A 22,537-nucleotide genomic window follows, 5' to 3' on the forward strand; every position below is an offset into this window, starting at 1 on the left:
TGCCGGATGATGCTAGATCACTCAGGGCCGGTTCTCCCGTCAGCTGTCCACAGCATCGGTTCCTCCGCGTCGTCGCGGCCGCCTACCGACTCGTCGAGATCGTGTCCCGCGTTTTTGCGACCCGGTCACCGCCCCCATCGCCCGGCGACGCGAGAAGCCACCTGCACAAACGTCACAGCGACTACGCCCGAAAGGTGACCGGGCCCACTTTGACCTCGGTAATCAGTCGCTCTGGAGTGAGCTCGCCCACCCTGAAGCCGTTCTCTAAGGATCAGCTCAGGTCCATGTGGGTAACCTCGCCGTGTCCTGCCCGATACCAAATCGTTACCGAGACGGAAAAGCTGTGCCTCAACACCCCAAGAACGCTCATCACTCGACGCAGACCCGCGCCCGGAAGGCGGTGCGAGCCGGTGCGCTCGTCGTCTTCGTCGGCGCCATCGGACTCACCGTTGGCAACGCTGCACAGGCTGCAGCCCAGCCCGCGCCCCAGCCGGCCAAGATCGCCCTGCCGGAGAGCGTGAAGATGCCCGCAGGCCTGGTCCTGCCGCCCGAGCTGGACAAGATCGCTCGCGACATCCTGCCGCCGTCGGCGTTCACCCCCGGCGTCCCCGGCCACCCCGGCATCCGCAAGGCGGTCAAACCCGTCAGCGGCACCGTGACCTCAGGCTACGGCCCGCGTTGGGGCACCAACCACAACGGAGTCGACATCGCCAACAAGATCGGTACCCCCATCTACGCCGTCACCGACGGCGTCGTCCTCGAGTCCGGACCGGCCTCGGGCTTCGGCCAGTGGGTCCGCGTCAAGCAGGACGACGGCACCACCGGTGTCTTCGGCCACGTCGACCAGAGCTTCGTCCGTCCCGGGCAGCATGTGACCGCCGGTCAGAAGATCGCCACCGTCGGTAACCGCGGCCAGTCCACCGGCCCCCACCTGCACTACGAGGTCTGGGATGCCAACGGCAAGAAAATCAACCCGCAGGTGTGGCTGAACCAGCGCGGCGTCCACCCGTGACGGACGCTTCTTCCTGAGCCCTAACGTCGGAGCCGGCGTGTACTGCGAAATGCGTACACGCCGGCTCCGACTGCTAACACGGCCATCCCGGCGAGCACGGAGGTGAGCGGCAACGTGAAGGCCACCACCACGCACCCGATGACACCCACCACGGGGATGGCTCGCGCGGGACGGTTCTCCTCGCCAGACAGCGTGAACGCCGACGCGTTGGCGACCGCGTAATAGAGCAGCACGCCGAACGACGAGAACCCGATGGCCGCACGGACATCGGCGGTGGCGGCGACGACGGCGACCACCGCACCGACCACCAGCTCGGCGCGATGCGGGACCTGCGTCCGCGGGTGCACCGCGGCCAGCGCCCGCGGCAGATGACCGTCGCGGGACATAGCGAGCACGGTCCTCGAGACACCGAGGATGAGTGCGAGCAGGGACCCGATCGCCGCGACCGCAGCGCCGACGCGGACGACAGGGACCAGCCAGTCGGCGCCCGCGGTTTCAGCGACGGCCGTCAGCGGTGCTGCGGCGGCACCGAGCCCGTCGGCCCCGAGAACGCAGAGCGCCGCGGTCGCGACCAGCGCGTAGACCACGAGGGTGAGTCCCAAGGAGATTCCGATCGCGCGAGGAATGGTGCGGGCGGGGTTGCGAACCTCCTCGCCCAGCGTCGCGATCCGCGCGTAACCCGCGAAGGCGAAGAACAGCAGACCTGCCGCCTGCAGCACCCCAAGGACACTTGCGTCCGAGCTCAGCGTCAGACGGTCAGCACTGGCGACATCGGACGTGAACGCGGACACCGCCACCGCGGCCAGCACCGCCAGCACGAATGCGACGATGATGCGCGTCAGCCACGCCGCCTTCTGCACCCCGGCGTAGTTCACCGCGGTCAAGGCGACCACGGCGGCAACCGCGACCGCATGAGCGTGCTCCGGCCAGACGTACACCCCGACCGTCAGTGCCATCGCCGCACACGACGCGGTCTTCCCGATGACGAACGCCCACCCGGCGAGGTATCCCCAGAACTCGCCGAGTCGCTCCCGGCCGTACACGTAGGTGCCACCCGAGACCGGGTAGAGAGCCGCCAGCCTCGCGGAAGATGTTGCGTTGCAATACGCGACGACGCCCGCGATCGCGAGGCCGACGAGCAGCCACGACCCGGCAGCGGCGGCGGCCGGCGCCAGTGCGACGAAGATTCCGGCGCCGAGCATCGCCCCCAGCCCGACCAACACCGCGTCGTGGAGACCGAGTGCGCGACGCAGCGGGGCCTGGGGGTCCGTCATGGAGTTCCTTTGTTCAGTGGTCGCACGACGCTGTGGAACCTGAAGCGTCGTCCGGTGATGTCGCGTGGCCGCTATTGAGTGTCGGGCCTCGGGCTCGGTAACCGCCACCCGAAGGTCGCGGTGGGTGGCGCATCCTTCGCGTACAGCCGTGCGGGACGACCGCCGCCAACGCGCGTCGCAGGATTGCCTTCAGCGTCGAGCTGCGGGGCGAGCAACGGCTGCGCCCTCCGGTTGAACGAGTCCCGCATGAGCCGCCGCCCGAGGATCGCTTCATGCAGTTCCCGCAGCTCCGACAGCGTGTACGGAGGTCGCAGGAGGTTGTCCGGGTCGGGCTGGTCTTCGTAACGTTCGCGGAGTTTGTCGGTGGCCGCTGCAATGATCTCGGCGTGGTCGTAAAGGACCCGCTCCCCTGATGCCAGCTGACCGGTTGGTGTCACGGGTGCGAGTTCGCCCGTGACGTCGGACAATTCGGCGGCCAGCAGGGCCACAGCATGCGCGACCGAGATCGTCCATCCCCGAGGATCCCGGTCAGGATCACTGAAGACCGCCAGCAGGTGCGGTCGGACGTGATCGGGCGAGAGCCCCAGTTTCAGTTCGAGCACCTCGCGCACCGTCTCCTCGACGGTGCGCCGCTCCCGGACGAACCGCCCCGGCAACGCGGCTCTCCCCTGCTCGTCGCGCTGGATCACCACGTTCAGCGCGCCGTCGGAAACGGTGAGGACCGCGATGTCGACGGCCACGTTCGGTCGTGGGTAGTCGGTGAGCGGCGTCGAACGAGTGGTCACAGCAGAAGGCTATGCGAATGTCTGCGTAAAGGTCTATTCTCAGATTCGCGCAAAGTCGCCGTCTCGATCGGATGCCGGGACGAAGGAAGGAAGAATGATGAAACTCTCCGCTGCTCTGGACGTCGAGATGGTGGCCCACGAGACCGCCGATGAAGTGACCGTTCTGCTGGAACTGCAGGCTCCTGCCGGGCCTGAAACCACACGCGCCCCCACTGCTATGCAGGTGGTGCTCGATCGGAGCGGGTCGATGTCCGGCAGTCCGCTCGAGGGCGCGAAGAAAGCGCTCGCCGGCGTTGTCGCGCAGTTGGATCCGTCGGATGCTTTCGGCGTAGTCACCTTCGACGACGATGCGCAGGTGGTCGTACCGGCCGCTCCCCTGTCGGACAAGCAGCGCGCGGCGGACGCGATCGGGTCGATCGTGACCGGCGGCTGCACCGATCTGTCGTCGGGCTACCTGCTCGGCCTGCGGGAGCTGCGGCGCAGCGCCCAGACGGCCGGGATCAAAGGCGGCACCGTGCTGATCATAAGCGATGGACACGTGAACCGCGGGATCTGCGAGGTCGACAAGTTCGCGAGTGTCACGTCGAAGGCCGCCGCCGACGGGATCGTCACGTCCACGCTCGGTTACGGGCGCGGCTACGACGAGACGTTGCTATCGGCAATGGCGAAAGCGGGCAACGGCAACCACGTGTTCGCCGACAACCCGGACGCCGCGGGTGCAACGATCGCCGGCGAGGTCGAGGGTTTGCTGGCGAAGTCGGCGCAGGTGGTGACGCTGACCGTGCGTTTCGTCCCGCAGGTGCAAGAGTTGTCGCTGTACAACGACCTGCCGGCACACCAGATCGCCGACGGCGAGGTGATGATCGAGCTCGGCGACTTCTACGCACTCGAAGAGCGGAAGCTGTTGCTGCGGATGAAGGTCGACGGGATGGCCGCGCTGGGTCTGGCTCAGATCGCGACGCTCGAGCTGCGATATGTGGAGACTGCGACACTCACCGAACACACGGTGTCGCTGCCGATTTCGGTGAATGTTGTTCCGGGTGACGAGGCCTCGGGCCGCGTGCCGGATACGAAGGTCGAGTCGGAGCGGCTGTACCAGGAGGGCCAGGCGGCGAAGCTAAGGGCGTCGGAGGCGTTCGAGGCCGGTGATGTGGGTGCCGGTAGTGCGCTCCTGGACGAGTCAGCGGACCAGCTTCGGCGGGCGTCGGCGTTCGCGACGCCTGAAGAGCACATGCTGATCGAGCAGGAGTTGCGGAGCATCGAGGCGCTTGGTGCGCAGGCAAGGGTCGAGGGTGCGGGGTACGCGTCCAAGATGTCGCGGGACTCGTACCACCTCGCGAACCGGAAGCGGGGGCGTCGGCGGGGGTAGTGGGTTGTTGTTCGGTTCTGGCCACCGGGCTTGTGCTCGGTGGCCACAATCGTGGCAGGTTCTCCCCCGATCTGTGCAAGTCGCGGGCACATCCTCAAGTCCTTGGGAGTTCGCCGATCTGGTCGTCGGGCCCGTAGGGCAGTCTGGGTTCAGACTCCACAGGTAGTGGGATCAGATGGCGGAATCGTCGGGTCAGGCTAGTCTGTTCGGCGAGGGTGGGGCGCCGTCGGGGCGCGCGAGCGTGAGGGGGACTTGTGTCGACACCGTTCTCGGATGACTCGCTATTGCCCAAACCAGCGCCATCGATGCCCGTGAGTCCGCATGGGGACGAGTACTTGCTGCGCTCAGAGCGCGCTCAGTGGGAGCGGCGAGCTGCGGTTGCCGCGGAGGTCGCGGCGATCCTAGACGATGCCATCTTTGATCTTGCACGGGTCACGTTCAACAATCACTTTGGCGAATGCATAGAGGGCCAACGGGTTTATGAGGGCTTGATCCGAGCGGTCGATTCGCTAACGAACCAGTTGACGAGCCACGCAGATGCGGCGCACAAGCTCGATGATTCATGCGTGCAAGCCGCTGACCGACTCGAAAACGCTGACGCAACTGGGGCGACGAACCTTGGCGCCTAGACGGATCGTCCACGCAGTCGCGAGCTTGTCCGCGGTGGTGATTGCCTCTCTCGGAGTCTCGAGTTGCGCGACATCGGGTACACCTCTACCTGCGTTGTCATCGCTGTCGACCGCCAGCAGCGAATCTAGCGTCAGACAGGTTGATGGCGCCGGTAATCGACTGCCTTTTGAAACGGCGTTTCCGAACCGCTGGAGTTCAAACAACGACGGAACTACGTTTGAGCCATGTACCCAGGTTCCCAAAGCTGCTATTGAGGACCTGGGTTTAGATGAAAACTCGGTAGACGACGCCGCGGCGTCAGATTTTCAAACCGCACGAGGATGCCAGTGGACGTTCATTTCTGACGGCAGATCGCGATTGTCCCAGTTCGTCGGAAATATCAATGGGACGGACACTACCCTCTCGGGTTACAAGACCCTCAATTCTAAGACAAAGACATGGTTTCCGGACACGCTAGTTGCTGGTCGGCGCGTGCTTGTCGGGTCCGGAATGCCGGCGGAATGCGCCGCGATCGTTCAGTCCGGCAGCGCGATCGTCACAACGCTAGTCATTCGCCTCGGGTCGCCAAGGCCGCCAACGCCCACAATCTGTGAGACAGCTATCTCATTTCTTCGTGCGACCATCACGGAGATCCCGCTCTGACCTGACCTTAACTAAGACTTTCGGGCGACACCGCTCGGGCGGATCGCGGACCCGATCGGCACCGCGCCGCTCTAGTTTCTCGACATTGAAGGCACCGAATCGTATGCCGCAGCGAACCTTAGAGCCTAGCCTGCAGTGGCCGCTGACGTGCCTGGGCGCCGGGGCACTTGCTCTGGCCCTTACTAGCTGCAGCACTACCGGTGTCGCCGTTCCTAACACTGCCGCGTCAAGTTCGGGGCAACCGTCAGGACAGCTGAGTATTCGGCAGACCGATGAGGCTGGACGTTCTCTACCGTTTGAAATCCAGTTTCCGAATCGCTGGAACATTAACAACGACGGAACAACTTACGAGCCCTGCACAGCGATCGAGCCCAGCACTGCCAGTCAGTTTGGATTGATCCCCGAGAGCCTGCGGGACGTCGCAGCCTCGGACTTCCAAACTGCTCGGGGCTGCAAATGGAAGTTTCGTAACGATGGCAGGTCTTCCTTATCCCAGGCAGTTGGAAACCTTATGCAGCCAGAGGAGGGCTTAACCGGCTCTTCCTGATTGACGGTGCGTAGAACGGGTTCTACCGGGCACAAGATGTAGGTCGGGTTCGGCGGCGGCGAGCCGGGGATGCGGGCGGGTCCTGTGGTGTGAAGATGAAAGCCCCTACACCTCATCACTCACACCGACAGGACCCTCGTTGCAGCGTAGCGCCATTGCCGACACGATTTGCCGCACGATCGAACTCGGGGTGACGATCACCGATGCCGCTCTCGACGGCGAGGATCGCACACACCTGTTCTGCGAGGTCTTGGCCCCGAAGAGTAGCTGCCCGAGGTGCGAGCGGGCGGGTCGGTTGCGTGATCATGTCGATCGTGAGGTGGCAGATCTACCGATCGTGGGCCATCCGACCCGGTTGCATCTGAGGGTGCCGCGCTACGCCTGCGAGAACGGCGCGTGTGGTCAGGGCATCTTTCGCGCCGACATCTCGGCGATCGTCGCGCCGCGCGCGGCGGTGACGCGCCGCACGATCGCGTGGATTCTTCGGCGGATGATTCTGGACAAGATGAGCGTCTCTGCGGTCGCCGCGTCGGTCGGGTTGGGCTGGAACACCGTGAATGCCCTCGCGTTGCAGGCGGCGCGTACGGTGGCTTCGGCGCCTGGCCGACTCGACGGTGTCAGGGTTCTCGGTGTTGATGAGCACAAGTGGAAACATGTTCGCGGCAATGGTGATTCGAGTTTCGTGACCGTGCTGGTCGACCTCACACCGATTGTGGATGGGACCGGGTCGGCGCGCTTGCTGGATATGGTGGCCGGCCGGTCCAAAGCGGCGTTGAAGGACTGGCTCGATGCCCGCGATGACTCCTTTCGGGACCGGATCCGGGTGGTCACCATGGACGGATTCACCGGGTATCGCACCGCGACCGCCGAGGCATTGGATAAGGCGCGGGCGGTGATGGACCCGTTCCACGTGGTCCATCTGGCCGCCGAGAAGCTCACAGTGTGTCGTCAACGCGTGCAACACCATACGTGTGGGCACCGCGGCCGCACGGGTGATCCGCTCTACGGTATCCGCCGACCACTGCTGACCCGGATCGCGTTGCTGACAGACAAGCAGAAGGCCCGGCTACGTAGCGGGTTGGAGGCTCACGAGGAGCACGTGGCCGTCTCGGTCACCTACGCGATCTACCAAGAGCTGATCAACGCCTACGGCCAGGAGAACAAGCGTGACGGCAAGATCGCGATGTACAAGCTGCTCAAACGGATTCATACCGGCGTTCCGTCCGGGCTGGCAGAGTTGGCCCAACTCGGCCGATCATTATGGGCGCGGCGTGCCGAGATCTTGGCCTACTTCGACACCGGCGCCTCCAACGGACCCGTCGAAGCGATCAACGGCCGCCTGGAACACCTCCGCGGGATCGCGTTGGGCTTCCGCAACCTCAACCACTACATCTTGCGGTCACTCATCCACTCCGGCGGCCTCGCACAACACCTCGACGCACTCTGAATCAGGAAGAGCCGCTTAACCGGATATAAGCAGCAATATGCTGCAACTATGGAGTGGCGATCAGACGTCGAGGTTCAAGGTCGCCGAGTGATTGTGGGCTCAACAATGCCCTCCGAGTGCACGGTGTTTGTGGCGTCTGGCGCCGCGGTTGTTGGCACGGGAGTTACCCGATTCGGCGCTGAGAAGCCCTCACTCGATGACACCTGCGAGTCCGCAATGAGCTTCCTACGGATCACGATCGACGACATTCCCGAATAGAACCGCCACCGCACGTGTGCGCCAACAAAGGCATCCGCACAACGGCGACTCGCCGTCGTACTTGCGGTCCAGCGGCCACGGATTCAAGCCATTTCTTGCTGGTAACCGTTGGTACCGACGTAAACCAACTTCACCAACTCCGCCCGGTTCCTCACCCGCGTAGCCACGAACACCCGGCTGACATACTTCTTCACCGTGTCGACTCCCAGGTTGAGTATCGACGCAATCTCCTCATTGGTGTGCCCATCCGCAACGAGCTCCGCCAGCTCAATCTGCCGCGGCGACAGACATTCCCGCCACGACGGCAGCGGTTGCCCGGGAAGCAATTTCGCAACGTTGGACAACTGCCGCGACAGCAGCCCCATCGCATGCAACCGGACGCGGTCCGGTTCCCTACCCTCTGAGTCGAACAACCCGACCAATCCGTGGCAGTCGTTCGCGAGGTCGAGATGCATCACGGAAGCGCTGTGTAACTGCTTGCGGTACAAGAAGTCTTGTAGATAGCTGACCGAATCGTCGGCGAGTCCGCCGAGCTTGTCCGCCGAGATCGCCGGAGTCTTCGAGAGCGCCGCACGCGACTGCGCGGACGCGAAGACATCCTTCGGGTACCACCGCGCTTGATACTCGTCGATGACCGGCGTGATCCGCCCAGTGACCACCGGGCTGGGATCCGAGAACGCGGTGACAAAGGTCGGACCGGTGAAGAACGTGGTGTTCAGGCAGTCGTAGTGCTCGTGCAGCGCACCCATCAAGACGTTCTTGAACGCATCGAGCGTCTCCGCCTCTGAGCATGCGTCGAGAATGGCGAAGACCCGTTCGTACTCGTCCACAGGCAGCACGACCGACTGACTGGCCAACGTCCACTCCTCCCTACGGCACCAATCCCCGAACTGTACCGGGTCAAGTGTGATGCGGAGCACATGCAACGCATTGCAACAGCCCACGCGCACCGAGGGCTCTGAGCAAATCGTCCACTTTCGTGCACTGTGTCGCCAGTCACACTCTTTCTAGTCTCGGGATCGTGGCCGACAGACCGCCGGCCGAGCAGATCGACAGGAGATCCCATGAGCAGGCTTCGTTTCGGATACTTCATGGCGCCGTTCCACGCACCCGGCCGCAACCCCACCGCAGCCCTCGAACGCGACCTCGACCTGGTCGAACACCTCGACCACCTCGGCTACGACGAAGCCTGGTTCGGCGAGCACCACTCCGCGGGCAGCGAGATCATCGCCTCCCCCGAGATCATGATCGCCGCGGCCTCCCAGCGAGCGAAGCGCATCCGATTCGGCACCGGCGTCACCTCGCTCTCCTACCACAACCCCCTGTGGGCGGCCGACCGCATCATGCAGCTCGACCACATGACCCGCGGCCGCACCATCTTCGGCGTCGGACCCGGCTCACTCCCCACCGACTCCGCGATGATCGGTCTGAACCCCACCGACACCCGGGAGCTGCTGCAGGAGAACCTCGACATCGTCGTGCGACTGCTGCGTGGCGAAACGGTGTCCGCGAAGACCCGCACCCACGAGCTGTACGACGCCAAGCTCCAGCTGGCGCCGTACTCGGCCGACGGCATCGACGTGGTGGTCGCGGCAGTGGCGTCGCCTACCGGGCCACGACTCGCCGGCACTCACGGACTCGGCCTGCTGTCGATCGGCGCGACACTCTCCGCCGACGGGTTCGACGCCCTCGGCCACCACTGGAACGTCATGGAGGAGCGGGCTGCGGCCAACAACGTCACCGTCGACCGCAGCAAGTGGACCCTCGCAGGGCCGTTCCACATCGCCGAGACCGAAGCCGAGGCGTATCGCCAGGTCGAGTACGGCATCGAGCAGTGGTTCGACTACTTCCAGCACGTCGCGGCGTTCCCCCAGATGGCCGTCTCCGGAAGCAAGCTCACGGAGATGATCGACTTCATCAACGAGGCCGGCATCGGTGTCATCGGCACTGCTGAACAAGCGCGAGCGCAGGTCCAGCGTCTGTTGGATCAGTCGGGCGGCTTCGGATGTTTGCTGCAGATGGGTCACGACTGGGCAAACCCGCAGGACACCATGCGTTCCGCGGAACTCTTCGCACAGGAGGTGTTCCCACACTTCCAAGGTCAGGCGCAGGCGACGCTCGACGCCGCTGAGCATGCTCGAGCCGTGCGGGAGGCCCATGCCGCGAAGCAGCTCGAAGCTGTAGACCACATGACGCGCAAGTACCAGCAGGAACTGGCAGAGAAGTCGTAGCTGTTCAGGTGTAGGTCGGTCGTCGTCGACACGCTCAACGACGACCGACTTCGTTGGCCACTGCTGCACGCCTTCGTGCCACGCCTTGACGCCCCGTGATGCGCACAGTCAGGTTTGCAACAATGCGAACATGATCGAACAAAGCCTCTGGATGCAGCAGGTCGCCAAGGATCCTGACCATTCCCACTGGTACGTCGAGCGCTTCCGCAAACTGGAGCGTGAAGGCAACGACGTAGTGGGCGAGGCTCGACTCATCGACGCGATGGCCGCACGCGGGTCGCACATCCTCGATGCCGGCTGCGGGCCTGGACGAACCGGTGGCTACCTACACACCGTCGGGCACCGCGTCGTCGGCGTGGATGTCGATCCAGTTCTCATCGCCGCAGCTGAAGAAGATCATCCCGGACCGCGCTGGGTGGTCCAGGACCTTGCGGAGCTGGACCTTCCCGCGGTCGCTATCCCCGACCCGTTCGACATCGTCGTGTCCGCGGGGAACGTCATGGCGTTCCTGGCACCCAGTACACGCGTCCCTGTACTGAACCGACTCCGCAGCCATCTGCGCGACGACGGCCGTGCGGTGATCGGATTCGGTGCCGGCCGCGGGTACTCGTTCGACAAGTTCCTGGCGGACGCCGAGTTGGCGGGGTTCACCAGTGACATGCTGCTGTCGACGTGGGATGTCCGGCCGTTCACCTCGGACTCGGAGTTCCTCGTGGCGGTGCTGCGGCCGAGGTAGTTGCTGTCCCAAACGGGCAGCAAACTGATTGCACGTGGGCCATTTGTCTGGCCGCTTGGCTCACTGATCACCTGACGAACTGCGAATTCTTCTGGCAGAAAGGATCATTCGTGTAACCGCGACCGGCCTGTGGACAACATCCTCGCTATCCCTACAAGCCCCGGTAGCGTCCCCGGGCGCTTGAAGGGTCGCGTAGTACGTTCGGACGATTTGCAGTCCGAAGCGATGGACGCTCGCACCGAGACGCTGGTTCTGTCAGCTGACTCCCCCCGGCGCGGCACCTCTCCTCGATCTTTGTCATGCTGTTGGCATGGTCGATCATCTCAGCAAAGACGGTCGCTCCCGCAACATGGCTGCAATCCGCAGTAAGAACACCAAACCAGAGCTCGCACTTCGAGCGGCGCTCAGGAATGAGGGGGTCACTGGGTATCGCATCCATAAGGCTGACCTCCCCGGTCGGCCGGACATCGCATTCACCCGTTGGAAGGTGGCAGTGTTCGTCGACGGAGTCTTTTGGCATGGCCATCCCGACCACTGGAACCCAGAGACAGCGTCGTCAGATTATTGGCGCCAGAAGATAGCTCGCAACATCCAGCGCGATCGTCTGGCCGACGAAGAACTCGCTCGAAATGGGTGGAAAGTCGTCCGTATATGGGATACCGAAATTCGTGACGATTTGTACGGCTCCGTAAGTAAAGTCTTAGCCACCCTAAGATCTGTCGGCAGATTCACACCCATTGAGCCTCACGATATTTAGCATTTTGGCGCAGATGTCGACGATTCAATCAGTCTTTACCATGTCGGCAGTCGATCTGCGACGGCCTCTCCTAATTCGCGAAGCGGGGAAGCTATAACTTCAGTCGGGATCTCGAGTTTACAGCTAGCCCAGCTACCGAATGGCCCCTGGTCACGAGGCACATTCGCTTCGATCCACTCATTCGAGACAGAACCAACGGCGGAGATATTCAAGTCCCCTGTTAAGCGGACCGCAACGAAAACCCACCTGTCGTCCCGCCTCATAACACTGTACTCGTGGCGCGATAGATAGGCGGTAAACCGCCCGGCACGCGTTGTGCTTTTTACCTCTAGATGCCCAAACGTTCTTCCGTGTGAGTACGAAATATCATATCCGAACCCATCCGACCATTCCGAGACATGGTCGACTCGGCTACCCGGGACTGATTCGAGACTCCTGACAAGTTGAGCCTCTCCCGCGGCTCCGACGCGCTCACGAGCTGCAGTATCCACCTTGCCCCAACTTGAGACGAGCTGGTGGTAGACCTCAACCTCATTGAGTCCTAGTGCCCTTCCAGCTGAGATGATGTCAGAAGGCAATTCGTCAGGCGACCGCACAAGCTGATCTGCGTCCGAGAACCAGGTGGGAGCCGCCCTCTCCAGGAGCGCACCCAAAACTCGGCTGCCCGGTGGAATAACGACCCGCCCGCCCTGGATCAGCTCGAGTTCATGCAGGAGCGTGAGCGCGCTGGCATATTGCGTCGGTGTCAGGTCACTGTATTTGACGTGTGTAGTGAGCAGCGCCTGTGCACGTGGAATCCCGCTACTTGTTGGAAGAATCTCGAGCCAGCGCTTTGCTGCGAGCAAGACACTCTCAGGAGGAAGGCGCATTTAGATGGTCCAGTAAGGCATTGATGTCTTGGCGGTCGAGGCCTCCTGCTACAGAGGGCTCTTCATCCAAGTCTGCGAGCTGTTGAACCGCAGGATCGTCAAGAATTCCACCCATGAACGCCAGTTTCGTGGACAGGCGCGCCGCGACAACCTCGTCAATTGTTCCGTCCGAAGCCAGTACGGTGATACGAGTTGTGACGCTATCAGGAAGACCGAGTCGGTGAATTCGATCGAGGCTCTGAAGAAAGCGCCCAGCAGCAAAGTCACGGTCCACATAGACAGCATCGTGGCACTCGTGATGAAGGCTTATTCCCTCGCCGAGTGTGGCGGGATTCGACAGCAGAACCATGCAATCCGGATCGAATCTAAAGCGCTGAATCTGCTCGTCGCGGTCTGCGGTACCTCCGTGGACCATCGCTGGACTGTATGGAGATAGAATCCGATCTAGGGTATTCAGGCTCCGAATAAATGTGGACCAGACCAATGTTTTTCGCCCGCGCCGTGCGTTCTCATCAACTAGAGATAGTACCTCCTGGTACTTTGGTGAAAACTCGTATGCCGGGAGATCTTGCATCAGTTTATAGAGAGCCGATCGTTGCGAGATTGGAAGTGGTGGCACCTGATATGCGAGTGGCTCGTACTTCGTGGCACCCACAGACAGCAACGCCGGGCTAGTCGCCGCCATTAGCATATAAACCATAATTCGGCCAAGTGCTTGGAAATCTCCCTCATTCCCTTTCGCTCGGGCGGAGAACTGGCCGACTAAGGCTCTATAGATTTCCGCATGTAGTGGAGGAAGTGTGACGGTCCGCAGTGTTGTCTCCACTGGCGGCAGCTGCAACTCGTTCTTCGTGGTTCTCGTAAACAACGGTTTGAGAGCGCGGCTAGCACTGGATAGGTCAGCGCTGTTGACCGCTCGCCGCACGCTCTGTCGCCCTGTACCGGGCCACACAAATGCGAAGAGGTTCTCTAGGTCTTTTGCGCCGTTTGGGGCAGGGGTGCCAGTCAGGATCAGCCGTCGTCTTGCGCGGGGACCGAGCGCAAGGCAGGCGGCCCCATAAGCGCCTTCAGCCCCGAGTTTCATTCGATGCGCCTCGTCGAGGATGATCATCGACGGTGATTCCATGAGCCAACGCCCAAGTGCGCTGACGAGCTTCGGAAGACGTTCGTAGTTAACGATGATCGCGTCTACGGTACTGGGCAACGAACCCTCGACGACGGCCATCGAAAGTGCAGGGGCGAGACATTCAGCGTTCTCGTCGAGCCACGCACCGTAACTCGACTTTGGACCCACGATGAGCAGTCGCCGAATGCCGTCCTGCTGGCGGAGCGCCTGAAATACAGCTAGTCCGACTCTCGTCTTGCCGGCACCAGGGACGGAGAAGTTCGCACCATGTCGGAGCGACAACAGCTTGGCGATGTCCCTGCGCTGAAACAGCGTTAAGTTGCCTATCCATTCATGCCCAAGTACATCGTTGACCGCCTCGGGGCCGAGCTCTTCTCTTGCCTCACGAAAGTCCAGCCGATCGGCGACACTGCGAGCGTCCTGTAGCGAATCGACGACCAACGCTTCCAGTTGCGCATCCCATACCACCTCGCCTTCAGCAGCGTGTGGCCAGTGGCTAAGCGCCTCCAGGTTAGTGAGCAAGGCGTCGAGTTCTATCTCAACTGTGCCCGGCGAAGGTTGGGTGCTAGCGGGGAACCTAACCGCGAGGCGACGTAGGTCACTCTCAAGCCCTTGCCGGGCCGTAAGACGCACACGCGTCACTTCAGACGCCAGACCAATTGAGAGGCTTGGTCTATCGGTCACCATTACGTGGTCCGTGCAGCTTCCAGGAGCCAAGCCACGCCTTCACCCGGCGTTGGAAATGCTCGACCAGCTTGCCGAGCGAGGATCATGAGACTGTCGCGGAGCAGGACAAGCGCATCGTCAAAGGCTTCCTCGTCTAACGCCCGCTTCGCTCGCGCCTCGGCGAACTCGTTAGCGCACTGCGTGACGTAATCCGCTGCATCGGTCAATCGTTCAGGAACGGCAGTCTGCCGCTTGACGAGCTGCGCGTTCTGACCGGCCATCTTGACGGCAACATCGAACGTCTCTCGTGCCTGCTTCATGACGGTCGACGCTTTAGCAACCTCCTCAGGACTTCCTTTGTCTGCGTTGCTAGTAATCGCTTTCGCGCGCAGGAGGCGACTGGTCAGAGCTTCAGCGGCCGCAGCGTCAGTGCTTTGGCTCGGGAGCGATGTCCCAGAGATACCTGGGACCGACACCGCAGGCACCGTCGCCACCTCGGGTTTTAGCTCCTCGGGCAGCCGCGTGGCGAGGTACCGCGTATGGAAGTCAGCTTCCGCGAGCCGCAATGACGTCTTGGGATAGTCAAGGAGCACCATGGCCAGGCGTGACTGGAACAGACGTTTCGCAGCGTCCGGATCTGTCACCGCAAGTTTCGAATAGTCGCGATGCAGCTCTCGCAACTTCTCCTGGTGCTGTTCGAAGTCAATCAATCGTAGCGACGCACCCGCCGCCGACTTACTCCGTTCGATCGCGTCAAGAATCTGGGAATAGACCCATCGGTCACGCTGGAGCGTGGCGAGCTTGATGTTGAAGTCCTTTGCGACATCGGCTTCCGAGCGGCCACGTCCCAACTCCTCGTCGATCGCGATCAGCCGATTGATGTACGAGTAGTCGCGTCGTCGATCCTTGCGAAGCTGGAGCGATAGCTCAACATTGTTGATGTCCTGGCGCGATGTGTCGTCCGGTAGAACACCAACCCGGATGTTCTGCACTCCGAGGTCGATCAGTGCGGCGGCCCTGGTATTGCCGTCCACAAGGATCCCATGCGGGCTGACTATCCCTGGCTCACGTTGACCTACGTCGTCCAGTTCCTCCATGAGCGCTGTGTATTCAGGATCAACTTGATCAGGATTCGACGGTCGCTGCCGCAACAAGTCATGGAGGTACTGCTGCGCCGTCTGGCCCCACGGATCGTCCTCGATCGCACGATTGCGCTCTGGGTCGAGTGTGCGCTGCGCTCGAATCCGGTGAGTATCCGGATTGAAATAGAGCATGTCGACTGGCATCGAGATCACGTAGACGTGCCGCTGTTCACCGCGCCAGTCGATCGTAACCTTCGCGCCGTCCTCGGTCATTGCGAGCTTGTATCGCTGATCGATGACCGCCTTGACCTCCTCACCCTTAGGCGGGATGCCGAAGTCTGACATGTAATGATCCTTTGTGTCGGGTCGATGTTGAGCTGTGGTTGCGGCCATCATTCCAAACAGGTCTGACAAAGCGATACCGGTCCGGCGGGGCAAAACGGTCTATCGAGAGGAATCACGTGAGTCAACCAACCTGGGACGACCCCGAATTGTCGGCAGGCGCGATGGTTCGCGGCGCCCTCTGGCTTCTACAGGTTGTCGGTGAGGGTAATACCTTCACGAAGACCCAGCTGCGCGATGCCTTTCCGGGCGTGTCTCAGGTGGACCGGCGTATCCGAGATCTTCGAGACTACGGTTGGGTCGTACACACGAACACTGAGGACGCCACTCTCTTGCGCGAGGACCAACGTTTCGTGAAAGCTGGGGTTCCGGTCTGGGATACTAAGTCCCGTCGCGCAGCAGCGCAGCAGAAGACCATCTCGAGCAAGGACCGCCAAAACGTGCTTGCCCGTGATGGTTTCATGTGCACCTTGTGTGGAATTGCCGGAGGCGAACCCTACCCAGACGATGAAGTCACTACGGCGGTCTTGGCTGTCTCGCGGCGCAAAATTGTGGATGTAGATGGTGTTGAGGCCGCCGAATTTGTTACCGAATGCAAGCGGTGCCGCGCAGGCAGCCTGCGAGACAGCGTCAGCGTGAGTGACGCAATTGCGGCCGCGGGCGATCTTGGTCCATCAGAGCTGCGCCGCCTCGTTCGCTGGATGAAACGCGGGCGCCGCGGCACGACTGAACTGGACCGAGCGTGGACATCTTACCTTCGACTGCCTCCAGAACAACGGAAGCATGTCATCAGCCGGGTGGATGGACTTCAGTAGCGGTTCACATCGATTAATGATCGTATTTGGCGCCCTCCTCCGTATGACACGCAGACGAAGCAGTCGCCGTACGAGCATCGCGGATGAAGCACGCGTCGCGCGAGCAACTGGCGTGGGAAGGCACTTCCCATTGGGGACATAAGGTCAGGTAGAGGTCCAGGCCCCCCTCCACGGCGCCAGCTAGAGCACGGTAACGTCCGCCCGTGTCCCTCGAGCTCAGACACACTTTGCCAGCGATCCCGCTTGCGTCACTGTCGCGAGCGAGTTGGAGCGACTGGACCCGGGGGCGCAATCACCGGACAGGTTCTACGCGACACATCGGCGCGCCGGCTCGGTCTCCCTGTGTCGCGGCGGTCAGAGTATGTCGCCGGCCAGGTCGCGCCCCCGGAACCCGGCTGGGAAGGAGTTGTCGCGCTCTGGCCGTCGGGTCTCGCGCTGCGACCCTCGAAATACGCCTCCCCTTCGACCCCCTCTGGTACGGGTCCCGCCGTCCGAGGTGACAATCCTCGATCCCAACCACGGCGCGCATCCCGGGATTGTCGGATGCCCCTGACATGATGGACAGCATTATGGAGGGGAAGACACGCGCAACCCAGCTGACCGCCGTAGAGATCTGCGCGGGGGCAGGAGGCCAGAGCCTCGGCCTTCACCTCGCGGGATTCAGGCACACCCTTGCCGTCGAGCTGGACCGCGACGCGGCAGCGACACTCGAACGCAATCTGACCCGTATTGCCTCCGAAGAAGGGCTGCCGTCGCCGTCCGTCGTCGTCGGGGACGTCGCCGACGACGAAGTGTGGAAACCGGAGGACCACCGCGGGGCATCGCTGCTCGCCGGGGGCGTGCCGTGCCCGCCTTTCTCGATCGCGGGCAAGCAGCTCGGGTCATCAGACGAGCGCGACCTCTTCGCGTGGGCAGTCGAGGCCGCGGGGCGCATGGAGCCGGATGCTGTCCTGCTGGAGAATGTCCGGGGGCTATCGATGCCGCGCTTCGCCGGGTACCGCCAGGCCGTGCTCGACCGATTTGTCGAGCTCGGGTACTGCGCGGACTGGCGACTGCTGGAGGCCAAGGATTTCGGCGTCCCGCAGCTGAGGCCGCGCTTCATCCTAGTCGCCCTGCGTGAGGAGTTCGCGCCGTACTTCTCCTGGCCTGAACCCACACCCGCGGTCCAGACGGTTGGCGCCGCCCTTTATGACCTGATGGCCGCGAACGGATGGCCCGGCGCTGAGGTCTGGGCGAAGCGCGCTGACCGTGTCGCTCCGACGATCGTGGGCGGATCGAAGAAGCATGGTGGCCCCGACCTCGGACCGACTCGCGCGAAGCGAGAGTGGCGGAAACTGGGGGTCGACGGCCTCGGGATCGCGGACACCGCTCCCGGACCCAGCATGCCTGCCAGCTTCGTGCCCAAACTAACGAACGAGATGATCGCCCGGATCCAAGGCTGGTCCGGACCCGGCTACGAGTGGGACTTCGGCGACCCGAAGCGCCGCAAGACGGCGATCTATCGCCAGATCGGCAACGCCTTCCCTCCTCCTGTCGCGCGGGCCGTCGGGGCTTCAATCGCAACAGCGCTGCGCAAGGAGGGCACATCGAGGGGCGATCACGGTGCGACCAGCCAATATCGCGACGAGGTGTATCGCGCGCTGAGGGAGCACGGCGGCTACGTCTCGCTCGCGGGCTTACGAAAGGCGCTTGGACGCTCACTGAGCGATGACGAGATCGAGCGCCGAATCGAGTTCCTTGGCCGGGACTTCGAGATCGACGTGCGCGCACGAGGCGGCACGCCTACCTACCGGCTGGGCGAGTGGCGCGCGTTCCGCGGCCAGGAGAACCACGCCCGCCACGCAGCATTCGCCACCAGCAGCCTTCGCTCAAAGATCAGCTGACGTATGGCGAGCGAGTTCAATGTGACTCAGCTAGGTGTTAGCCGAACCAACCTAGCCCTGTTCGCCGCGTAGTCAGCCCACGTGACAGGTCACCGAACCCGAGTAAGCGTTCGCCGCTTGGTGCCCGGCGGGTGCAACGCTCGTGGAACGTAAAATGCCCGGTAACTACTCGAGGGAGCCCTCAGATATGTGGGGCAGGACGTCGCGAACCCGGGGGTTTCAGACGATTTCAGTTTCGTGCTCGATGTCGGCTCTCTCGATCCCGGGGTCACGTCCGGGCGGTGACCAGACCCGTTTGGCGCCGACACCAGCGTCGGTCCTACAACGGCAGCGGTCGCGGGCTGCCTGAAGCCCGGTCACAACCCGGGATAGCGCCCCGTAGGGTGGTGGACTTCAGACCGGCGTGAGCCACGCGTTGTGATCAACGAGTCGTGGTGAACGTTAGGCGATTTGGCGTGTTTCGTCGACTGTTTCGGCAGCGCGGTGTTTGGCGGCGATTACCTTGCGAAGTTCGGCCATACTGATGTCGGAGAGGTAGCGGCGGGTGACTTGCCACTCGTCGTGGCCCTCGATCACGACCGCGGTCGCTAACCGCAGGAACGCGGCGGGGTTGGGGAAGATCTCGACGACATCGGCGCGGCGTTTGATTTCTTTGTTGAGCCGTTCGATGGGATTGTTTGACCAGATCTTCTGCCAGTGGGCCTTGGGGAACGCGGTGAACGCGAGCACGTCGGGTTTGGCATCGGCCATCATTGCCGCGACCTTCGGGAACGACGATTCCAGGGTGTCGGCGACCTGGTCCCACTGCGCGGCGACCTCGGCGGGCTCGGTGTGAGCGAAGATGGTCTTGACCGCCGCGGTGACCACGGGTGCCTGTTTTGCTGATACCGCACCGTGCAGGTTCCGCATGAAGTGAACTCGGCATCGCTGCCACGATGAGCCGGTGAACTGTTGGGCCACAGCGGATTTCAATCCGGCGTGGGCATCGGAGATGACCAGATGCACCCCAGACAGACCCCGCGCTTTTGAGGGAGGTGAGGAATTCACGCCAGAACTCGAAGGACTCCGAGTCGCCGACTGCGGTACCCAACACTTCACGGGTGCCGTCGATCGACACTCCCGTCGCCACGACCAACGCTTGCGACACCACGTGGGCACCGACGCGAACCTCGCAGAAAGTCGCATCGGCGAACACGTACGGAAACTCGGTGTGGGCCAGCGAGCGCTCGCGGAACGCGGCCACTTCGTGGTCGAGGCCGGCGCAGATGCGGGAGACCTCGGACTTGGAAATGCCCGAGGACACGCCAAGGGCGTTGACGAGGTCATCGACCGAGCGCGTGGACACTCCGTGAACGTAGGCCTCCATCACCACTGCGTGCAGGGCCTTGTCGATACGGCGGCATCGTTCGAGCAGGCTCGGGAAGGACGACCCGGATCGTAGCTTGGGGATCTTGACCTCGACATCACCCGAGGTCGTCGACACTGTCTTGGTGCGGTGGCCGTTACGGTGAGTCGAGCGTTCCGCGGGACGCTCATAACGGCCGGCATCGATTTTCTCGCTGGCCTCGGCCTCGATCAGGGCTTGTAGGCCAGCTCGGATCAGTTCGGCGAACACGGCCCCGGAATCAGCGGACGTAAGTGCGTCGAGCTGGGCGAGCAAGCCAGAATCGTCGTGGGACATCGCGTGTCAACGGCGGCCGAAAACTGACCCCTTATCGACGGTTGAAATTTGACCCCCTTTGGTGTGGTTATTGGTCGGCGTTGACGAGTTGTCGTCGGGTTTTGGTGCGGTAGGAGTCGCCGTCGATGGTGATGACCTCGGCGTGGTGGACGAGGCGGTCGGTGAGTGCGGCGGCGACGACATCGTCGGCGAAGACTTCGCCCCAGCGGCCGAATGGCATGTTCGAGGTGATCAGGATCGAGCCTTGTTCGTAGCGGTTGGCAACGAGTTGGAAGAACAGGTTGCGGTATCGGAGTCGAACGGCAGGTAGCCGATCTCGTCGATAATGATCAGCCGGTAGCGCCGTAGCCGTTTGAGTTCGGAGGCCAGGCGGCCGGTGGTGTGTGCCTAGGTCAGGCGGGTGGCCCATCCGGTGGCGGTGTCGAAGAGCACGGGGTAGGCGTTGCGCACGGCTTTGATCCCGAGCGCGATCGCGAGGTGGGTTTTCCCACTCCAGGTGGTCCGAGAAAGGATCACGTTGTCGCTCTTGGCGATCCAGGTGCTGGTGGCCGGGTGGGCGATCACATCGCGACGCAATCCTGGAAGGTGGTCGAAGTTGAAGTCCTCGAGTGTCTTGACCGCAGGGAAACGAGCGCCACTAATCCGTAGCACGGCGCCGTTGGCTTCGCGTTCACTGACCTGACGGTCAAGGATCGCGGCGAGGTTCTGCTCGTGGGTCCAGTTGTCGGAGCGGGCCGCTCGGCCAACTCGGCCCAGCAGCGGCGGATCGCCGGCATCTTCAACGCCCGCGCCGCGAACTCGATCTATTTACCTGTCTGGTTGTCGGACATGATATTTCACCTTTCAGCGATAGTGGACGTGGTGGGCGGGTGAGTACCTTGCGGGGTAGCAAAGTGCACCCCGAACAGCTCGTCGTAGTCCGGTAGCGCCCGGATGGGTACCTCGTGGCCGTCGGGGTGGGCGCGGATGCGGGCGGCGTTTCGGGCCCGGTGGAGGAGTTCTTGGCGGCGGTAGTCGCGGCGCAGTTCTTTGGCTGCCCGCACGTGCTGAGGATTAGCGATGGTGACGTGGTTGGCCCAGCTGCGAGCGTGGTCGGCGACGGTGACCTCACCGCACTGGATACGCACCTGCTGCAGGTCGGCGGTGATGTCGACGAAGCGACCGATCACCGACGGGTGCACCGAATAGTCATTGCCGGCCACACGTACGTAGTAGTCGCGACCGAGCCGCACCCGGCTACTCAACCCGATATGAGGTGCGCTCGGGGGAAGCCCGGCCATCTGATCGAGGTCCTCGGCGAGCACATCACACAGGCGTCGATCACCGATCGCGCGCACCACTCGGGTGTTGGCATGATCGGCCAGCCACCGATCGAACTGGGCGGTGAAATCGTCCGGTGAGGCGAACTGGCGGCCCGGCAGGAACGAGGTCTCGAAGAATCGGTTGTTGCGTTCGACCATGCCCTTGTACTCGGGGTCTCCCGGTGGCGCCAGCTCCAGCCGAGTACCCAAGGTGCCCACGAATCTTGCCGCCAGCCCGGTGGGCTTGCCCTTGGGGCCGATCGCGGCTTCACGGTCCCACACCAGCTTGCGGGTCACCCCGCCCAGTTGCGGCAGCAGCAGCCACATCCCCGTCAGGATGTCTCCGCCCTGGCGCGACGGGATCATCACCGCCGACCGGTATCTGGGAGAACGCTAACGTCATCGCCAACACCAGCAAAATGGCGAACTGATTGTGGCCCACTGGGATTCGGTAGTCGGGAACCACAGATCCCACTGCGAGCAGCCGCCGGGCTGATAGATCACCCGATTGACCGGATCTACCCCACGAAACTCCGAACGAATCGCCCGGACCCGGTCTCTGAGGACAGTCAACGACCTCGTCCACTAGATCTGCTCCGCGATCACCGTCGTCGGCATCGTCGGATACTCCCGCAACAACGCCCGGATCTGCGGTTCGAAAGCATCGACCACCGAGCCCTTCGCCGGTCATGAGTACTTCGGCGCCGTGTCTGAGGCCAACGCCGCCGCACCGTGTTACGGGCCACCCCCAACCGGCGCGCGATCTCCTTGATCGGCACACCCTCACTGCGATGCAAACGGCGGATCTCCGCACACTGCTCCACTGAAATCACCCTCCTAACAAGACGGGGGGGTCAAAATTCACCCGTCGTCAAGGGGTCAGTTTTCAGGCGCCGTCAACATCGCGTCGTGTGTCCTTCTGTTGAGTCACTTGGTAGGTAACTCCCTGACCACTACGCGATGGCCCGCCTCAACAGTGGCACCGACACGCAACGTGACGGCCTCACCTCAGCCCTGAAACCCCACCACACCAGGGGACTTACCCGTCTGACGTGCTTGCCGGGATGGTCGAAACATCGTCTGG

15 protein-coding genes and 3 pseudogenes are annotated in these 22,537 nt (G+C 62.7%); 9 read left to right on the forward strand and 9 right to left on the reverse strand.

The genetic code is table 11. From position 1 onward, the window contains the following. Window positions 1–343 precede the first annotated feature (343 nt). Window positions 344–1,012 carry a M23 family metallopeptidase gene (locus GKZ92_RS11365; RefSeq protein WP_155225272.1) on the forward strand — a complete coding sequence of 223 codons (669 nt, stop codon included), beginning with the start codon at window positions 344–346 and terminating at the stop codon, window positions 1,010–1,012. A gap of 20 nt (window positions 1,013–1,032) precedes the next feature. Here the strand turns inward: GKZ92_RS11365 and GKZ92_RS11370 are convergent, their stop codons facing one another. Both GKZ92_RS11370 and GKZ92_RS11375 read right to left on the reverse strand, forming a co-directional pair. Next, window positions 1,033–2,286, reverse strand: a complete 1,254-nt coding sequence (locus tag GKZ92_RS11370) for an APC family permease (protein ID WP_155225273.1) — start codon at window positions 2,284–2,286, stop codon at window positions 1,033–1,035. Window positions 2,287–2,357: 71 nt separating this feature from the next. Then, a complete protein-coding gene (locus GKZ92_RS11375) occupies window positions 2,358–3,071 on the reverse strand; it encodes an NrtR DNA-binding winged helix domain-containing protein (RefSeq protein ID WP_155225274.1) in 714 nt (237 codons plus the stop codon). 97 nt (window positions 3,072–3,168) lie between these two features. Here GKZ92_RS11375 and GKZ92_RS11380 point away from each other — a divergent pair, with 97 nt between their 5' ends. The 3 genes from GKZ92_RS11380 (at window position 3,169) to GKZ92_RS11390 (ending at window position 7,706) form a co-directional block, all read left to right on the forward strand. Further along, the gene (locus tag GKZ92_RS11380) at window positions 3,169–4,440 is read left to right on the forward strand and encodes a vWA domain-containing protein (protein WP_155225702.1); all 1,272 of its coding nucleotides are present in this window, start codon (window positions 3,169–3,171) and stop codon (window positions 4,438–4,440) included. 555 nt (window positions 4,441–4,995) lie between these two features. Further along, entirely contained in the window at window positions 4,996–5,712 is a 717-nt protein-coding gene (locus tag GKZ92_RS11385; RefSeq protein ID WP_155225703.1) for a DUF3558 family protein, read from the forward strand. Window positions 5,713–6,398: 686 nt separating this feature from the next. Continuing rightward, window positions 6,399–7,706 (forward strand): ISL3 family transposase, encoded by a 1,308-nt coding sequence (locus tag GKZ92_RS11390; protein WP_155225275.1) that lies wholly within the window; start codon window positions 6,399–6,401, stop codon window positions 7,704–7,706. A gap of 341 nt (window positions 7,707–8,047) precedes the next feature. Here the strand turns inward: GKZ92_RS11390 and GKZ92_RS11395 are convergent, their stop codons facing one another. Then, entirely contained in the window at window positions 8,048–8,821 is a 774-nt protein-coding gene (locus GKZ92_RS11395) for a helix-turn-helix transcriptional regulator (protein WP_155225276.1), read from the reverse strand. A gap of 207 nt (window positions 8,822–9,028) precedes the next feature. Between GKZ92_RS11395 and GKZ92_RS11400 the strand changes: the two genes are divergently transcribed. From GKZ92_RS11400 to GKZ92_RS11410, 3 genes are all read left to right on the forward strand, one after another. Further along, entirely contained in the window at window positions 9,029–10,195 is a 1,167-nt protein-coding gene (locus GKZ92_RS11400) for an LLM class flavin-dependent oxidoreductase (RefSeq protein WP_155225277.1), read from the forward strand. Window positions 10,196–10,325: 130 nt separating this feature from the next. Then, entirely contained in the window at window positions 10,326–10,931 is a 606-nt protein-coding gene (locus GKZ92_RS11405) for a class I SAM-dependent methyltransferase (RefSeq protein WP_155225278.1), read from the forward strand. A 310-nt stretch (window positions 10,932–11,241) separates the two neighbouring features. Next, complete coding sequence (locus GKZ92_RS11410; RefSeq protein ID WP_155225279.1) at window positions 11,242–11,688, forward strand: very short patch repair endonuclease; 447 nt, start codon at window positions 11,242–11,244, stop codon at window positions 11,686–11,688. A 35-nt stretch (window positions 11,689–11,723) separates the two neighbouring features. On the opposite strand, the gene GKZ92_RS24000 is transcribed toward GKZ92_RS11410, so the two are convergent. From GKZ92_RS24000 to GKZ92_RS11425, 3 genes are all read right to left on the reverse strand, one after another. Further along, window positions 11,724–12,557 (reverse strand): protein NO VEIN domain-containing protein, encoded by an 834-nt coding sequence (locus tag GKZ92_RS24000; RefSeq protein ID WP_155225280.1) that lies wholly within the window; start codon window positions 12,555–12,557, stop codon window positions 11,724–11,726. Then, window positions 12,541–14,205 carry a DEAD/DEAH box helicase gene (locus GKZ92_RS11420; RefSeq protein WP_230461790.1) on the reverse strand — a complete coding sequence of 555 codons (1,665 nt, stop codon included), beginning with the start codon at window positions 14,203–14,205 and terminating at the stop codon, window positions 12,541–12,543. Before GKZ92_RS11420 ends, GKZ92_RS24000 begins: the two co-directional genes overlap by 17 nt. Window positions 14,206–14,369: 164 nt before the next feature. Then, the gene (locus GKZ92_RS11425; RefSeq protein ID WP_155225282.1) at window positions 14,370–15,776 is read right to left on the reverse strand and encodes a ParB N-terminal domain-containing protein; all 1,407 of its coding nucleotides are present in this window, start codon (window positions 15,774–15,776) and stop codon (window positions 14,370–14,372) included. 116 nt (window positions 15,777–15,892) lie between these two features. Between GKZ92_RS11425 and GKZ92_RS11430 the strand changes: the two genes are divergently transcribed. Both GKZ92_RS11430 and GKZ92_RS11435 read left to right on the forward strand, forming a co-directional pair. Further along, window positions 15,893–16,588, forward strand: a complete 696-nt coding sequence (locus tag GKZ92_RS11430; protein ID WP_230461791.1) for a hypothetical protein — start codon at window positions 15,893–15,895, stop codon at window positions 16,586–16,588. Between the two features lie 554 nt (window positions 16,589–17,142). Further along, window positions 17,143–18,471 carry a DNA cytosine methyltransferase gene (locus GKZ92_RS11435; RefSeq protein WP_230461792.1) on the forward strand — a complete coding sequence of 443 codons (1,329 nt, stop codon included), beginning with the start codon at window positions 17,143–17,145 and terminating at the stop codon, window positions 18,469–18,471. Between the two features lie 441 nt (window positions 18,472–18,912). Here GKZ92_RS11435 and GKZ92_RS11440 read toward each other — a convergent pair. The 3 pseudogenes from GKZ92_RS11440 to GKZ92_RS11450 all read right to left on the reverse strand — a co-directional run bounded on the left by GKZ92_RS11440 (window position 18,913) and on the right by GKZ92_RS11450 (window position 22,286). Next, window positions 18,913–20,152 (reverse strand): annotated as a pseudogene (locus tag GKZ92_RS11440) (IS256 family transposase). A 67-nt stretch (window positions 20,153–20,219) separates the two neighbouring features. Continuing rightward, window positions 20,220–20,928: pseudogene (istB, locus tag GKZ92_RS11445) on the reverse strand (IS21-like element helper ATPase IstB). Window positions 20,929–20,988: 60 nt separating this feature from the next. Next, a pseudogene (locus GKZ92_RS11450) lies at window positions 20,989–22,286 on the reverse strand (IS21/IS408/IS1162 family transposase). Window positions 22,287–22,537 lie beyond the last annotated feature (251 nt).

This window comes from Gordonia sp. 135 (assembly GCF_009720185.1).
Lineage (GTDB): Bacteria > Actinomycetota > Actinomycetes > Mycobacteriales > Mycobacteriaceae > Gordonia > Gordonia alkanivorans.